The 16,478-nt window shown below is 34.5% G+C and carries 14 protein-coding genes; 1 reads left to right on the forward strand and 13 read right to left on the reverse strand.

Annotation, left to right across the window (positions count from 1 at the left end):
• Nucleotides 1-53 precede the first annotated feature (53 nt).
• Nucleotides 54-1,463: a YadA-like family protein gene (locus tag NE668_RS08105; protein WP_227037167.1), complete on the forward strand. Its 1,410-nt coding sequence runs from the start codon at nt 54-56 to the stop codon at nt 1,461-1,463.
• A 437-nt stretch (nt 1,464-1,900) separates the two neighbouring features.
• Here the strand turns inward: NE668_RS08105 and NE668_RS08110 are convergent, their stop codons facing one another.
• From NE668_RS08110 to wbaP, 13 genes are all read right to left on the reverse strand, one after another.
• Nucleotides 1,901-2,227, reverse strand: a complete 327-nt coding sequence (locus NE668_RS08110) for a hypothetical protein (RefSeq protein WP_021148824.1) — start codon at nt 2,225-2,227, stop codon at nt 1,901-1,903.
• A gap of 66 nt (nt 2,228-2,293) precedes the next feature.
• A complete protein-coding gene (locus tag NE668_RS08115; RefSeq protein WP_227037168.1) occupies nt 2,294-3,370 on the reverse strand; it encodes an acyltransferase in 1,077 nt (358 codons plus the stop codon).
• Nucleotides 3,371-3,847: 477 nt separating this feature from the next.
• The gene (locus tag NE668_RS08120; RefSeq protein WP_227037169.1) at nt 3,848-5,023 is read right to left on the reverse strand and encodes an O-antigen ligase family protein; all 1,176 of its coding nucleotides are present in this window, start codon (nt 5,021-5,023) and stop codon (nt 3,848-3,850) included.
• A 415-nt stretch (nt 5,024-5,438) separates the two neighbouring features.
• Nucleotides 5,439-6,692 carry a flippase gene (locus NE668_RS08125; RefSeq protein WP_227037170.1) on the reverse strand — a complete coding sequence of 418 codons (1,254 nt, stop codon included), beginning with the start codon at nt 6,690-6,692 and terminating at the stop codon, nt 5,439-5,441.
• 150 nt (nt 6,693-6,842) lie between these two features.
• The gene (locus NE668_RS08130) at nt 6,843-7,796 is read right to left on the reverse strand and encodes a glycosyltransferase family 2 protein (RefSeq protein ID WP_227037171.1); all 954 of its coding nucleotides are present in this window, start codon (nt 7,794-7,796) and stop codon (nt 6,843-6,845) included.
• 3 nt (nt 7,797-7,799) lie between these two features.
• Nucleotides 7,800-8,615 (reverse strand): LicD family protein, encoded by an 816-nt coding sequence (locus NE668_RS08135; RefSeq protein ID WP_227037172.1) that lies wholly within the window; start codon nt 8,613-8,615, stop codon nt 7,800-7,802.
• Between the two features lie 17 nt (nt 8,616-8,632).
• The gene (locus NE668_RS08140; protein ID WP_058948367.1) at nt 8,633-9,967 is read right to left on the reverse strand and encodes an adenylyltransferase/cytidyltransferase family protein; all 1,335 of its coding nucleotides are present in this window, start codon (nt 9,965-9,967) and stop codon (nt 8,633-8,635) included.
• 1 nt (nt 9,968) lies between these two features.
• Complete coding sequence (locus NE668_RS08145; protein ID WP_227037173.1) at nt 9,969-11,045, reverse strand: pyridoxal-phosphate-dependent aminotransferase family protein; 1,077 nt, start codon at nt 11,043-11,045, stop codon at nt 9,969-9,971.
• 14 nt (nt 11,046-11,059) lie between these two features.
• Complete coding sequence (locus NE668_RS08150) at nt 11,060-11,914, reverse strand: LicD family protein (protein WP_227037436.1); 855 nt, start codon at nt 11,912-11,914, stop codon at nt 11,060-11,062.
• Between the two features lie 33 nt (nt 11,915-11,947).
• Nucleotides 11,948-12,706, reverse strand: coding sequence for a DUF4422 domain-containing protein (locus NE668_RS08155; protein WP_227037174.1), 759 nt, complete (start codon nt 12,704-12,706; stop codon nt 11,948-11,950).
• A gap of 62 nt (nt 12,707-12,768) precedes the next feature.
• Nucleotides 12,769-13,872, reverse strand: coding sequence for a UDP-galactopyranose mutase (glf, locus tag NE668_RS08160; RefSeq protein ID WP_227037175.1), 1,104 nt, complete (start codon nt 13,870-13,872; stop codon nt 12,769-12,771).
• Nucleotides 13,873-13,884: 12 nt separating this feature from the next.
• On the reverse strand, nt 13,885-14,832 hold the full coding sequence (locus tag NE668_RS08165; protein ID WP_256196556.1) for an acyltransferase family protein: 948 nt from the start codon (nt 14,830-14,832) through the stop codon (nt 13,885-13,887).
• 32 nt (nt 14,833-14,864) lie between these two features.
• A complete protein-coding gene (wbaP, locus tag NE668_RS08170) occupies nt 14,865-16,304 on the reverse strand; it encodes an undecaprenyl-phosphate galactose phosphotransferase WbaP (RefSeq protein WP_227037177.1) in 1,440 nt (479 codons plus the stop codon).
• Nucleotides 16,305-16,478 lie beyond the last annotated feature (174 nt).

Raw genomic sequence — 16,478 nt, forward strand, 5'->3', positions numbered from 1 at the left:
TCTTTTTATGAAAGTTTTGTGAAAGTTTGTTTGTACACAAAGGAGTGTATACGATGAGTAAGAAACGTTTTGTATTAGCAAGTGTTGTAATGGTAGCTTTATCCACCACAGTTTATGCGGCGCCGGTCAATATCGTTGATAACAACGGTAACATCGGCAAGGAAGGTCAAACTTTCACCGCAGGAACAGGCGGTAACATCACCCTCGGTGAGAACGCCGGTGCGGCGAACGGAAAAGGTAAGGGGCCCAATGCCCAAGGCAATAACATAGCCTTGGGTGCAGCTGCTGGGGCCGGCTCATCAGGTGGCGGCAATATCAATCTTGGGGCGAAGTCATTCCGAGGCAGTACTGGCGATTTTAACGTAACCGTCGGTTTCGCCGCAGGTAATGCGAGCCAGTTGACGAACTCCATTGTCATGGGGACTCAATCAGGGGAAAACTCCGCAGGTGATAAAAACGTGTGGATTGGTAATTTTCAAGGTGCTAACAGTAAAGCCAGCAATTCTGTAGCCATCGGCTCGAATTCAACAGTAAACGGTCAGTTCGACCTCGCCGTAGGGCATTATGTGAATGTAAACGCCGCCAAAGGGTTAGCTGTAGGCTCTTATAATACACTATCAGAGAAAGCGACCGCATCCGGTGTATTCGGCCAGGGCGAATACGGTAAAACAGCTATTGATGCGGCCAATTCTTACAGTATAGGTAATTACAACCACATTTCCGGAGAAAACACCTTTGTTCTCGGCAATAATGTGACTACCTCTCTAAAAAATGGCGTTGTCCTTGGCAATGATTCCGCTGACGGCGATGTAGTCGGTACAGCAAGCCATACCTTTGAAAATGGTACTACCGTCAACTATGCCGGCACCGCCCCTGTATCAACAGTATCCGTAGGGGCTAAGGGCAAGGAACGGACGATTACCAATCTCGCAGCAGGTCGCGTGAGTGCTACCTCTACAGATGCGGTCAACGGATCCCAACTCTACGGCGTTCATCAAATGATTGATACCCTTGGTAAAAGTACAAGTCAACAGCTTAATAATTCTATTAGCACTATTGAAAAATCTGTACAACATGTATCTCAAGAGGTACAGCGTGTTGAATCGGAATCCAATAAAGGTGATGCTCGTGTCGCTGCATTAGCTGCATTACATCCATTACCATATGATCCGGATAATCGCATTCAATACATGGCGGGCTACGGTCATTATAAAAATGCAAATGCAGTAGCTCTAGGTGTAGGCTATTATCACAAAGATAATCTTTTACTGACCACAGGGTTTACAATGAACAATCACGTTATGGCCAATGTAGGTATCACCTATAGACCAGGAAAATCTTTATCTACTGCTATGTCCCCTGCCTCTTATAACGCACTAGAACAACGCGTACAAGCATTAGAAACTCAAAATAAAGATCTACAAGAAACAGTAAAACGCTTGGTAGACAAACTTGAAAAATAATAAGATCACTTTATGGTAGTCCTATGACTACTTTCACAAAAACACACTAAAACCAAAAAGCTGTACACACAGTCGATTTTTGAACCACCTTTGATGTTACATTGGTTTTGACATCAAAGCCGTTCAATCTAAACTATGTATGTACAGCTTTTATCATTATTTATATGTAGTTATTATAATAATGTATTTCATCTCAATTTGACGATATATATTTTTATCCCTATAATATAAGTAGATAGCCAGACGAGTGGTTCCGTTAGGCTCATCTCAGAACTATAAATAATTGATGAAATGGCCTTTCAGTTATCCAGTTACTGGTAACGAAGGGCTATTTGTCTTTTCCCAAAGCAAAAGAGGAGGCAGAGATTATGTAACATGTCCTCCATTACTAGATGTTCAGTAATGGAGGACATATCAATAATTCCTGCCTTTTTTGTTTATCTACGGGCCACGCGCATGGCTGCCATCATGCCTGGCGACTTCCATACGGATTGGCCATTATCCGATACGAGTTTATTATTATCGTAAAACACGTCTGCATTGTAATAGTTGTCATCACTAGATGTCACTTTATAGCTAAGACCTGCTGTTGTGTACACCGTAAAATTGAGTATATCCCCCACTCGCTTTACAGAGTCTTGATCTACATACCAGCTATTACCGAGATATGTCGTAGCATACACATCTTGACGAGCTTCTACATCATTTGTGCTAATGCCAATTAATACAAGCAATGCCGCTATCATATATAAGAATTTACGCATTATAATTACCTCCCGTTTTATGGTAAGAATACTTATATATTATACCAAAAAACACCGATAATCGCATTATAATGACAGTACTTTCTCAACCCTTGACTGAATTCGCTCGAGGCTCGGCGTGATTGCTTTCATCACAGGTTTTTCTATGAAAGCTAACCGCACATAGTCTACAATCATACCGATGACAAAAATAAGCGCCACTACAAAAATTGCATACAGAGGTAATAGTATTGAATCATAGTACTGATACGTTGCCAATACATTGTCCCACATGTAATAAAGGAATAGCTTATTATCATGCAATAGGTATATACCAAAGGTAGTAGATGCTACCACATTGATCCAAGGGCGATAAGTGATCTTTGCTTTCAAAAAAATAATAAATAAGCCAATGCCTAATAGCAATTGAAAGAAGCCATAATCATTTTGCGTAAAGTAGAAAATTTGTTTCATATACGCTGGATCCGTCATGGCTAGTACATCAACGAGGATGTCCCCTAGAAAGGCCCCTACAAAGCCTATGACGGTAAAAATAATACCCATTCTCTTTGTTATATGTGAGCCGTATAGCTTGATGTACGCCCCCAGCGAATAGAATACGACAAAGGAAAAGATATGTTTAAATCCAAAGGTGGTATGCGGTACATTAGGCCACAAATTCAGCACCGTCGGCATTAAGAACCAAATTACCGTGGAAACCACTAGGAGCATAACGTAGTATGTATGCTGCAGCCAATGAAGTACTCGATTAATAATAGGCGTTAATAAATAGAGTACTAAAAAGTTCTGGGCGAACCAACTCATGGCACCAATAGGCAATAAAGCGAGCATCATATTCCTTGACGTCACCGTATCGAGTCCTAAACCCATAGCTACGCCCAGCATGGCAATGCTGTAAAACCATATTTGCCCTACTAACTTCGCAAACTTGTGCAGCTTAAAACTACTAGAAACCATAAAATAGCCTGTTATCATAACAAAGGCGACCACACCAGCCTTGCCTCCAAGTCCAAATACTTGGAGAAACACCTTATTAAACGTTAAATCTGGTGTAAAGGGGAAACAACCGTGCACGCTGAAATGGTGCATAATAATTAGTATCATCGAAATGATACGCAACAATTCAATATTGCTCGCTCTCATTCTCTATACCTCATATTCTTCCTCTCAAACTATATGAATACTACGCCAACTAGTAACTACCTAGATGACTTGTATACATCATAAAATACATGAAATATATGAGACTGTTGTGACAATTTTTACACATAAAAAAGACAGCTGATATAATCAACTGTCTTTACAAATTATATATTATCAAGTTACTCTAATATACTTGTTTTTAACATATACGATTTGGTACGACTATTTTTTACCCTTATGAGATGTTCTTCTGGAATTTGTTTAAATCTAGTAAAAATAATATGGTGGAAAGAAACTAACTAGAGCCATTAAAAGAAAAACTCATATACTCTTAACCACACAATATCTACATAGGATTAAGTATCGGACTATGCTATCAAAATAATAAGATTAAAACTATAACTCTTAATCCTGCCAAAGAGCCAATTCTTTGCACTATAATCCTCTACTTTCTAATATACTAACTTCCCATACAATTTATATATTACTATTCTCATAAAATTTAATATAACAAATCAAAATTCCTACAAGGATTGGATATGCTAATATAAATTCATTACTCATAAAGCATGCAATCTGACCAAAGAATGCTACTAATAAATAAACTAACGTCGGATTTTGTATATGTCGTCTAATTCTATATGTTTTATATAAAATATATAAAATTGGTGTAATAAATAATAGCTCCCCTATAACACCAAACCAAGCCAATATGGCTGCAAACTCATTAAGTACAGGGTATTCAAACGCTAAGAACCCTTTTCGTAATACATCCCCTGTCCATTGCTTAACCTCTTCACTATCTTTAGCAAAATCCGGGAATCGATCCACCATATAGTTAGAATGCAAACCTCTACCAACACCAAACAGAGGGTAATCTAGACCTACTTTAAACATAGCTACCGTATTACCAAATCTTGCTGAGTTAGATCGTGAGCTCGTATTACTAACAGATTTAACGTTACTATCAATATAGTTATCTAGCGCTTTTTCTACCGATACAGCTTTAGAGCGTCCATCAACAGTGTTTATTTCTGAAATACTTGCTCTAATAAGAGGGCTCGCCACGGAGTCTCCCACAATGGCAAACGAATAGCTTAATACACTAAGACCTATGACAAATAAACAGATTTTCCACCAAGACGTATACCTAAATACAAGACTGAGCATTACAAATGCAGCCAGTTCAAATAGATAGATAACTACACCAGTTCTTGCTTTGGTTAAGAAAATCATAGAAATCAATAGAAATGCTAATACAATATCAAGTTTATTTTTGTCACTCACATAATGAATACCTAACAATGGAGCCAAGAATACACCAATCATGCTAAAATAGGATGGTTCCAATGCAAGGCTTCTAAGTTGACCTGGCCATAATTCTGGAGGCCACCACCCACTTTGTACAACAGGATCATATAAGCTATTATTAATAGTTACTAGTATACTAGCTAAATAATCCGAACCACTCCATAGCCAAGAAACCTCTATAACGGAGTAGGTTATACATAGGATTGTTAATATTCTTGCGGCATTAACAATAGTATCAAGCCCTTTTTTACAATCATCTTTATATAGATTAAAAATAATTAAGAATAATCCAATTAAAGGGAATATAAAGTTCCTAAACAAATACCAAATTAGTGATACCATTAACTTTACTTGTAGAATAAATTCATTACCTACAAACGAAGGAAATAGAGCATATAGTTTTTGGACAACGGACGTATTAATTAAATACGTATAAATAACAGTATCATAAAAAGGAAAAGAAAATACCCCTAAAATGGTACAAAAAACAATCCAAACGACAGATATTGAAAAATACGTTTTAAATGGAACCTCTGTCTTTTTGTTCCATATGCTATATACAATAAATAGTAAAATGGAAAAGAACAAAAATACCATCGACAAATTATTTCCCATGGAAAATAAGGTATATCGATCTGGTATCCGCATCAGTGGTAATGAAATTATCATTGCACAAAGCAATAGCTCTTGAATTTTATAATATACTGTACTAATCATATTAAAACAAACCTCTCAAATCTCTCAAACTATTTAATACCTATTGGAAAAGTTGTTTCCTTAATAAGCCTCCCATAATAATCATAATTAAAAATTCTGTTAATAACATTGTCATTGCTACCCCTTTGGCCCCCCACAAATAACACAAAGGGAATATAGATAATAAGCTAAAAAATGCTGCCAATACTAAAGTCCGGCTATAAGCACTATTCATATTGAGTGGTAACATCGTTTCTTCACCAAATACAGTACTAATAGCAACAGCTAATGGAACAAAAGACAAGATTCGTAATACATCAACAGTTAAATCATAATCAGCTCCAAACAATAACCTAACTATAGTATCTGAAAAGAAAAATAGAGATGTACAACCAACAACGCCTACAATCAAATACAAGAATAATTGCTTTTTAATGAACTGTAATCCCTTAGGAATATCATCTTTCATCATCTTACTTATAAATGGATATATTGCATCACTTACAGCATATATACCTCTACGAACACAGATAATTAATTTATCAGCAGCACTATAGTAACCAACGATAACATTATTCGTAAGCATCCCCAATACCACTATATTAGTTGCAGTATATAAGTTAACTGCTAAGGAGGATACGAATATAGACCAGCCTTCTTTATAAGAATTAATAATTTCACCTATAGTTGGCCATTTAAACAATCCTGTATAGTGTTTACTTAACCAAACTATTGAAAAAATACCCGCAATTAAAGGCGTGCAAGCTTGTAAGAATGCAGCGAGTATATAATCCTCTGGAGTTTTTACAAGTAAAAATATGCCAAGCATCGTACAAATACGTCCACTCATATTTAAGATGGTAATATAACGCATTTTCTGTATACCTTGAAAAAACCATACAGGAAATAAAACATTACCTATAATTCCACAGTACATAACCTGAAATAATAATATGTCGATCGTATTTCCTAGTAATATGCGTTGCAGATTATAAATAGCAAAAAATACTAGGGTAACAAATATTAATATACATACTTTTCCATAAAAATATTTAGCAAACAGAACTCCTATTTTCTGTTCTTCAGCCTGTGCTATTGCCTTTGGCGCCGTTAAGGAGTATCCAAAATCAACGAAGATTCGAAAATATTCCATAATACCTTGCATAAAGGCAATCATCCCAAAATGCAATGGCCCTAAGACGCGAATCAAATATGGTACCAAGATAAAAGCAAGTACATATTCTAAAGCGCGTAGGGTTAGAAGAGAAAATATATTCTCTATTAATACGGAGTAACTCTTCCTCACATTCCCCATCCTCTAACATTAATATCTATAAATTCTTACAAACTATACTTTTGTAATTAGAGAAAACCCCATAGTATTATCAATAAAACATAAAGATAATCTCTATGGGTTTTAATTATATGTAATATACAACCGTACAAATATGGTTATGATTCATAGTTAATAATACAATTTAACCAATAACCTCTTTATATATTGTTTGCACTTCCACAATGGATTATGGCTAGTATCAGCCGTATGATCTAATACATAGTGTTTATATTGAATTAGTAAATCATTGCACTCTTTCTTACATTTATTGGCACAGACTCTACGAGACAATTCCACATAGGAATTTAAAAGGTACAATTGTAGTTCATTCTTTACACTACTACAGTGATTCATAAGATAATCACTCATATACATATGAGACTCTATTGTATCTATCATAAAACGTCTAGTAAAATTAGCCATTATACTACCTGCGCGTTGTACATAATAATAAAGTGGTTTATTTACTGTTACTATACTATTAGCATTCAAAAATAGTCTGAAAATAGTAAAATTATCTTCTTGAACTCGTCCCTTTGGAAAACGAACTGGCTCCACTCCATTGAATAAATCCAATTTAAAAATTTTATTCCATACTACATTTAAATCAAATGGTTCCGTTTTTAGTAAATAATACCGCAACATATCCATACCCGTAAAAGTTCGTTTATCATCTTGAACAGACATAGTATGTATACTGATATCATCATCACCTCTATAGATATAATAATTACAAGATACTATATCAGCATTGTTACTACTTGCTACAGTAATCAGTCTTTCACACATTATATTCACAATAAAGTCATCACTATCAATGAATAAAATATAGTCCCCTGTGACATGCTCTAAACCATAGTTACGAGCATCGGAAAGCCCTCCATTCTCTTTGTGAAAGACCTTAATTCGTTTATCCTTCGCCGCATAAGAATCCGCAATAGCACCGCTGCAATCCGTTGCACCATCATCAACTAGAATAATTTCTAAATTCTGATAGGTTTGATTTAGTATTGATTGAATGCATCTATCCAAATATTGTTCAACATTATAAATGGGAACAATAATAGAAAGTAAAGGTTGCATAATTTAATCCTTTCGATCTATCTTATACGCAATAATATTATGTCCACAGCGTTGGTTTTCAGGAGGCATCTTCATATAATCATCATACATATTGTCTAGATATTCTCTCCAACAAGACATAACAGAGAATAATTGGTCTTCGAACTCAATAGTAGTCATTTTCTCAAAATCTTGTTTAGGTAATCGCTCCTTTACACCTTCACCCCAAGCAATTACACCAACATGCTCTGATGTAGTGTAATCATAGGATTTAGCTAACTGATCCATGATGTCGATACAACGTTGTTTACCAAACAAACGACATAATGGCACAACAACTAATTTTCCTAAAGCATGGATGAAAGATTGACCCTTAAATAACTTAGCACTAGCTAATGTAAGTATTCTTTGATAAAAAATCGATTTATCATAAATCTCTTTCATGATGGACATATCTTCACTAAATCCATCAACAGGAAAAATATCTATCCACAAATACTTACTACGCAATGTATTAGAATATGTGTTTTCACAAGGAATGTTTTTATTAATTATAGCTGCATAGGTTGCATCCAAGCTATAATTAATAGGATTGGCGATTAACTCTAATCCATCATGATCATAATGCTCTTTTAACGTTAATAACCGTTCATAATCAGGTCTAGGCATGCAAACATCAATATCATCATCCCAAGGTATAAATCCTTTATGTCGAGCTGCACCTATTAATGTGCCATAACACAGACTATATTTTAAATTATATTTTTTACAAAATTGGTCAAAATCTTTGAGCAGATTCAACTCTTCTAATTGGACTTCACGTAAAGATAATTGTTGCATACTCATCCAACCCTATACTAAATAACAGTAACATCTGTATTAGATACAAATTTATCGAGAACACGCACCTCTTCAATCATATCTTGATGGCTCATTAAGAAACTTTCAGAATTCTTTCTAATACATGTTAAGAATTCAACAATCTCGTAGCGTAAACCTTCCCCTTCAAATTTATAGAAGTATTTTCGATTCAAGTTCACATCTTCAAAACGCAATTCAAAAAATTCTGTTTTCCACCAAGGCGCTGGTACGTAAATATACCCTTTTGAACCAGATATAACTAAATCACCTTCTGCTTTGGCATTAATAGCTACTGTAGCAGAAGCCATAGCATCATCATAGACAAAATTAATCTTTGATAAAATATCGACATCATCGACTTTATGGCTTATAAAATCAACATGATTATAATCAAAACCCAATAATTTAAAGATAGCTAATAAAGGATATGCAGCGAGAGATAAAATACTGCCCCCTGCTATCCTAACTTGATTCTCTAAATCATCGCCTAATACCTGTGTAAAATTGGCTTCCACATTAAATATCTTACCGATTTGCCCACTACGTGCCATGGCTATTAATTTACTAAAAGCAGGACTATACGCTGTCTTCAGTCCTTCCATTAATACTAAGTTGGAAGTTTTCGCCAAGTTCATTAAACGTAATGTTTCATCAAGGTCACTGCTAAATGGGAATTCTGTTAATACATGTTTTTTGGCTTGTAGTGCTTTTTCGATATAAGTTACACGTTTAGATAATGGCATATTAATGTATACCGCATCTACCTCATCTAGCAATATTTTAGATGAACTAAATTGCTCTAAATCATTAAACTGATGTGATTTATAGATAGTATCAACCGCATCTGTTTCTGTGTAACCACCTATAATATCAATACCACTTACAAATTTAGCTTCATCTAAAAATCTATCTAAAATAACTTCATTACCGATAATACCCAATCTAACATTCTTGGAATTTCTGATTTGAGTACTAGAAATGCCTTGTGTTCTTGGTAAGTAAACTACCTTACAATACTCATTTAAATAATCAAAATATCCTTCCCAATCAGATCCCACAGTAAATATATCTATATTAAATCGTTTGATATCATCTATTTTTTGTCCAAAATATTCTTCTACTACGATTTCATCTGCAAAACCTGTAGCGCGCACATTATCAATACGCGTCATCAAAGAATCACGAACATTAAATTTGCCTCTAGATTTATCAAAATAGTCAGACGTAACCCCAACAATAAGGTAATCACCTAATGCTTTTGCATTTTTTAATAAATTATAATGTCCCTCATGAAACAAATCATATGTTCCATATGTTATCACTTTTACCATATTATTTACCTGTAATCTCTTTAATGACTAATTTCATTGTTTCTACAAGCATTATATTATCCTCAATAGTCGTATCACCAATATGAGCAACGCGTAGGACATAGTCTTCATTAACCCCACCTGTAGGATTTACAAAAATATCATATTTGTCCTTCAAGATTGTAAATACATCTTTAGCAATTGGTTGTTCAAAACGGATAGGAGTAACCGCATTACTAATAGTGAAAGTAGGAAGAGATACTGGTAATTCTTTAATTCTATTTCTAAAATCCTTCGCCACACTATCAATACGAGCTAAATAGTTTTCAAAACCTTCCTCTTCAATAAGATGTAATGCCTTATTCATTTCTAAACATACCCCAACAGCAGGTGTGAATGGTGTTTGACCTCTTGTAAAATTCTTTACATATTGGTTGAAATCAAAGTAAAGATTCTTAATATGATTATTTTTTACACGTTCTTCATATAATCTGTCACTAATTACAATAGGAGATATACCTGGTGCAATACAAAGTCCTTTTTGAGAACTTAAAATAGTAACATCAATATTATTACCAGCCATATCATAATGATCAATTAAGAATGAACTAATTGCATCAATCACCAAGTACGCTTGCTTCTTTTTAGCAAAGCTACTTAATAAATTAATATCATATAACTGTGCTGTAGAAGTTTCATCAATATTAGCAATAACAAAAGTAAAGTCTTGTTCTTCTACTGCAGTAAAGTGTTTAGCAGTCAACTCCTCACCATCGTCTAGTTTAATCACAATATGAGGGATCTCATGGAGTTCACATAAATCAACAAAACGTTGACCAAAAGTACCACCATTAATAACTAGTACATGGTCAGTTTCATTCATACAATTCATAATAGTAGCTTCTAATGCGCCTGTACCAGAGGCTGTTAGATAGATGGATTTATAGCTTTCTGGTGCATTCATAAACTTTTTGAGCAGTCTATCTGAATCTAACATAACTTCAGAAAATTCCGTTGTTCTAAAATAAGGAACTTGTTGATGTCTTACATCAAGAATTTCCTGTCTCATTTGAGTTGGTCCTACTGTAAATAGTTTCATAATATAATCCCCTCTTATTGTTTCCAATACACTCTGTAGTTATGATGCGGTACCTGTCGATCTTTAGGTGGTGCTTCCATATAATTATTGTACAAATGACTTAAATAGAAATCGCTATCTGTAAGTCCCCAAAACTCAGTATCCTCAAAAGGATATAAGCTTCTATTATCAAACAAGGTCTTTTCATATACCTCTCGTTTATTACCACTTGCACAATCAACGAGAACACTTATGTATTTCGCATTGGAAAATGGATACTGTTGTGCATCTTGGTTAATCTTTTTAATTAAACTTGTAGTTGGCAAAAAATGCATTAAGCCGATAGCACCAAATTTTAAAAATGTCCGAACATAACCTTTTAACTTAGCAAAGCTACCTTTAGAGTCTACATAGCGATTACTGAATGTAAACTTCATAGAAGACCCATGGAATAACAAGTTTAAAAGTTGTTGGTGTCTAAAAAGTTTTTGTTGAGCCTGTGTATCATCCGGTAACCCATCAATAGGAAAGATATCTATAAATACACCAGCTTTATCAAAATTACGCCACAATGTATTATCAACCATAACTGTTTCTTGATCGAATACCTTTGCCATTGTATAGGTATAACTATCATCAGTTTCAATAGAATATACTTGATATCTTGGATTATGGTCATTATATGACTTAATAAAGCGATTATAATCATCGCGTGGCATCATGATATCAATATCATCATCCCATGGAATAAAGCCTCTATGTCTAACGGCTCCCAACATCGTTCCATACGCTAATACATATCGAATATCATGTGTATCACAAAAATGTGCCACATCTTTTAAAATATCTAAAGCGACACCCTTAATCTCCGAAAACCCAATTTCTCGCATCAAAAAAATTCCTCCATAATACAAATAAGTCTATTATTTAAAGAATTTTCTTTTTAAGAATAATCCACCTTTTTTCAACCAGTTTTGTGGCTCCATAAATGATACGTTTTGTTCTTTATAGTTGATGTTATTCGCTTCGAGCCATACATCGAGCAAAATTTCACTTACAAAACCATAAATACGTGCTTCGTACCTATCGTAATTAGAAATATCAACACGATTTTCAATTTCTTCTAAAATGGAGAACATCCACTCGCAGTATTGATCAAATAAGTCACGACGCATAACAAACATGTTAAACATATGCGCCCAAGTACGGTTACAAACCTTTGTAAATGCAGCACTATATTCTGGATATTTCTCAGCGATAATTTGCTCTGCCACATCAAGGCCTTCTGAATGATGAGCATGATTATAATGAGAGCGATTGGATTCGATATAATATTTACGCTTATCCGCTACTACTACAGGATATTCGGAAAGTAATTGTTCCCATTCTGCTCCCGTTAAAATTTGATTCTTTTTGTCCTCCACAGAGCGTACCTCTTTACGTGTAAAGTAACGTCTGTAATGAACGAGACCAATATAATCCGCTTCAAGATTTTTCCACGCCCAATAGAGACCCGTCAATTCACAGTAATTAGCATTCTTTAAAGATATATTGTCTCCTGTATGATCCCCTGTATAACCAATATCAGCCTTACCTTCTCGTCCTACATGAATCGGCATATAAACAGAATCTTCAGGCATCCAATATTGTTTATGTGTTGCTACTAAAATCTTAATATTCACTAGTACTCTCCTACATGAGTTGTATATTATTAACACTCTTCTAGTACAATATGATAAATTATCTATGCTAACTCTTTTTCTACCAAAGTTAAAGCACTAGCAATGACCTTATCCATATCGTAATATTTATATTCCCCTAAACGACCACCAAATATTACATTAGAAATCGTTTCAGCCTTTTTAACATATTTAGCATAAAGATCCAAATTCTTTACGTCATTTACCGGATAATATGCTTCTTCACCGATTTCCCAGTCCTTTGGATATTCTTTTGTTACATATGTAACAGGCTGTGTACCAAATTCAAAATGCTTATGTTCAATGATACGAGTATACGGAATTTCACCTTCCGTATAGTTCACCACCGCAACGCCTTGATGGTTTTCCTCTTCGAGACGTTCAGTTTCAAAGTGAAGGCCGCGATATTCTAATACCCCTTCAGAATAACCAAAGTATTCATCTATAGGGCCTGTGTAGATAATCTTATATGCCAAAGTTTCGTATTCGTTCCGATGTTTGAGGAAGTCTACACCTAAATGGACTTCAATGCCTTCTAACATGCGTTCAATCATCTTAGTATAACCGCCAATAGGAATCCCTTGGAAACGGTCATTAAAATAATTGTTATCGTATGTGTAACGTACTGGCAAGCGTTTAATGATAAAAGCTGGTAGCTCTGTACATTTACGCCCCCATTGTTTTTCTGTATATCCCTTGATGAGCTTTTCGTAAATATCAGTACCTACGAGGCTGATGGCTTGCTCCTCCAAGTTCTTAGGCTCTCCTGCAATCACGGCACGTTGCTTGGTAATGATATCTTGTGCCTCTTTTGGAGTTCTAATATTCCACATTTTAGAGAATGTATTCATATTGAAAGGCAAATTGTACATCTCACCTTTATAATTTACCACAGGACTATTCACATAGTGATTAAACTCAGCAAATTGATTGACATAATCCCACACATGTTTCAACGATGTATGGAAAATATGAGCGCCATAGACGTGAATATTGATATCATCTTTGCTTTCACAATACATATTACCTGCTATGTGATTGCGACGGTCGACGACGAGTACAGATTTACCACGCTTGTGCGCTTCATGGGCAAATACAGCACCAAATGGGCCCGCCCCAACTACTAAATAGTCAAATTTTTTATTCATATATATATATCCTTATTTTTTCATTCCAAGACATAGTAATCGTGAATAATGGTTTTTTCTTAAGATATAACCTATCAAAATAGATAAAGTTGTAGATGCTAAGAAGCAAACAATAAAGGCTTCATAATACAATCCTAGCTTAGACCAAAGTACAATTCTAAATGGAATTTTAACAATATCACTAAAGATATATATATCCATTGAAACGGTACCTAAAAAGACTAAAAGAGTTTTATATAGACCAACTTTAGATTGAATTTGATTAGCAATATAATGTGTAATATTAATCCCCGAAACCGCTGTTATAAGAGTAACTATTTTAAAAGCATTAATATCATGAAGTAATGCATAATTACCTACAATAAAAATCATCATAGATATAAGTGCTATTACTGTAGATTTTATATGATCCAATAGCATATATTTCTTTATATATAAGCCTAGGATATAGAAAAACTGATAATACAATATCTTTGATATCATAGATACAGAAAAGATATTTAATACATCAGAAAAGATTCCAACTATAAAAGATATTAATAATAAACCAAAATTTACACGCTTAACAAAGAAGGCAATGAGGATTGAAATAAAGAACAGACAATATAAAAACCAAAGTTCTCCATCCGGATTAATACCAATAAATATTTTCCATATATCCTGCGCATTTATTTGTTGATTTGCAAATTTTGATAAAGCTAATTTGAAAGGAAAATATAGTATTCCAATTGTAAAATATGGAACCATCAAACGTATGCTTTTATCTTTTATAAAATTCTGAAAACCTTCTTTCAAAGGTATATGCATAAAATAACCAGCCACAAAGAAAAAAACTGGCATATGGAAACTGTAAATTATCGTTCGCATCAAATATAAAGGATAACTAGCAATTCCACTAGCACTTGCTTGATCCGGTACAGAATGGCCCAAAACAACAAGTAAAATTGCAATTCCCTTCATAATATCAAAACTAGTATCCCTCATAATAACGGTTAATAGGCCCCTTTCGATTTAGCAACAGCCAATACAGTTTTCAATAGATATACAATATCAATCCATACAGACCAGTTATGCACATACCAAGAATCCATTAACACCCGTTCTTCATAGGTGGTATCACTGCGACCACTTACCTGCCAAACACCAGTAATTCCTGGTGGTACAAGGTAAAAGTCATTTATATAATCGCCATATTTTACAATTTCATCTCGAACAATAGGTCTTGGCCCTACGAGGCTCATGTCTCCAATGAGAACATTCCATAACTGTGGCAATTCATCAAGACTTGTTTTCCGAAGGAATTTTCCGATTCTTGTAACGCGAGGATCATCCTTTAATTTAAAATCTCGTTCCCATTCTTCACGAGCAGCTGGGTTATCTTTTAGATATTGCTCCAAAGCCTCTTGTGCATTGGGCACCATGGATCGGAATTTATAACAAGAAAATGATTTCCCTCCTTGACCAACGCGTTTATGACCAAATACGATAGGCCCTGGAGAATCCAAGTAAATCAATATAGCAATGATAGCGAGAATTGGTAAGATCAAAATACCGCCACATACAGTAGCTACTATATCAAAAATACGTTTGAAAATACGGTTAGACTTGCGTGCTAGGTTATTTTGTACACGCAATATGACGGCTTGTTCTTCCATCATGCCACGAGCACTGATATTACTAGTAGGTAAACCAAATAATTCAGGTACAAATGCTACTCGTTTTACCAATAATTGTAATTGATTAATCAAGGATACTAATCTTTTAGACTCAAGTCCGGGAGCGCAAATAAGTACAGTTTGAACTCCTGTATCTTTAATAACGCTTTCTACATCTTTAAAGGCGCCAAGGCATGGGTATTCTTTAGCGATGGATGATGATTTAGGATTATCATCTACATAACCAATAATCTTATAGGTAGTAATCGGCATGCGATCTAAAGACCTCTTTACAAGTTCTGCAGTCTTCCCCGCTCCAACAAGAAGAATCGGAATTGTTAAATATCCTGTTTTTGAAAGTATTTTTCCTACAATAAAACGCTCGCTAAAGATAAATACGAGCATACATATATAAGCAAAGGCAACAAATAAACGAGACACATCATTAATGACATGTCCTGTGTACATGAGGACAATAGATACAACAACACCGATCGTAATGCTACGGAATAAATTTTTCATCGTATCCCAATAAGGTGTTACCACAGAATAGGCATTATTAAGCAACAATATAGTTAAAAATACGATAGGTACAACACCATATACGTAAATTTCTTCTACCTTAAAATTTGAACTTACCGGTAAAATTGATAAGTTTAAACGCAAATAATAGGCTGCTAATGTTCCCAAAACAATAGCTATATAATCTGCTATAAGCACTATGAGCTTACTAATAAATAACTTTTTATTATTGTTATTACAGATGGAACTATTCATACTAATACCCCAAATTATAAGAAAAGGTTGTTTTCTCAATCTCAAAATATTAAGAAAACAACCTCTCTATCATACGAATACAATGTACCAATATTTACATATATTGTATCATATTTAAATATGTAAAACTATAAAAAAACATAGATTTCACCTATCTTTTATGTAGTTATTTAT

The sequence above is a fragment of the Veillonella parvula genome, assembly GCF_024461875.1.
GTDB classification, from domain to species: domain Bacteria; phylum Bacillota; class Negativicutes; order Veillonellales; family Veillonellaceae; genus Veillonella; species Veillonella parvula_I.

Coding starts and splice junctions, on each gene's coding strand:
- NE668_RS08115 (WP_227037168.1), bottom strand. CDS start 3,370: ATGAGAGCGAGCAATATTGAATTGTTGCGTATCATTTCGATGATACTA.
- glf (WP_227037175.1), bottom strand. CDS start 13,872: ATGAATAAAAAATTTGACTATTTAGTAGTTGGGGCGGGCCCATTTGGT.
- NE668_RS08140 (WP_058948367.1), bottom strand. CDS start 9,967: ATGGTAAAAGTGATAACATATGGAACATATGATTTGTTTCATGAGGGA.
- NE668_RS08165 (WP_256196556.1), bottom strand. CDS start 14,832: ATGAAGGGAATTGCAATTTTACTTGTTGTTTTGGGCCATTCTGTACCG.
- NE668_RS08150 (WP_227037436.1), bottom strand. CDS start 11,914: ATGCGAGAAATTGGGTTTTCGGAGATTAAGGGTGTCGCTTTAGATATT.
- NE668_RS08105 (WP_227037167.1), top strand. CDS start 54: ATGAGTAAGAAACGTTTTGTATTAGCAAGTGTTGTAATGGTAGCTTTA.
- NE668_RS08130 (WP_227037171.1), bottom strand. CDS start 7,796: ATGCAACCTTTACTTTCTATTATTGTTCCCATTTATAATGTTGAACAA.
- NE668_RS08125 (WP_227037170.1), bottom strand. CDS start 6,692: ATGGGGAATGTGAGGAAGAGTTACTCCGTATTAATAGAGAATATATTT.
- NE668_RS08120 (WP_227037169.1), bottom strand. CDS start 5,023: ATGGTATCACTAATTTGGTATTTGTTTAGGAACTTTATATTCCCTTTA.
- NE668_RS08110 (WP_021148824.1), bottom strand. CDS start 2,227: ATGCGTAAATTCTTATATATGATAGCGGCATTGCTTGTATTAATTGGC.
- NE668_RS08145 (WP_227037173.1), bottom strand. CDS start 11,045: ATGAAACTATTTACAGTAGGACCAACTCAAATGAGACAGGAAATTCTT.
- NE668_RS08135 (WP_227037172.1), bottom strand. CDS start 8,615: ATGCAACAATTATCTTTACGTGAAGTCCAATTAGAAGAGTTGAATCTG.
- wbaP (WP_227037177.1), bottom strand. CDS start 16,304: ATGAATAGTTCCATCTGTAATAACAATAATAAAAAGTTATTTATTAGT.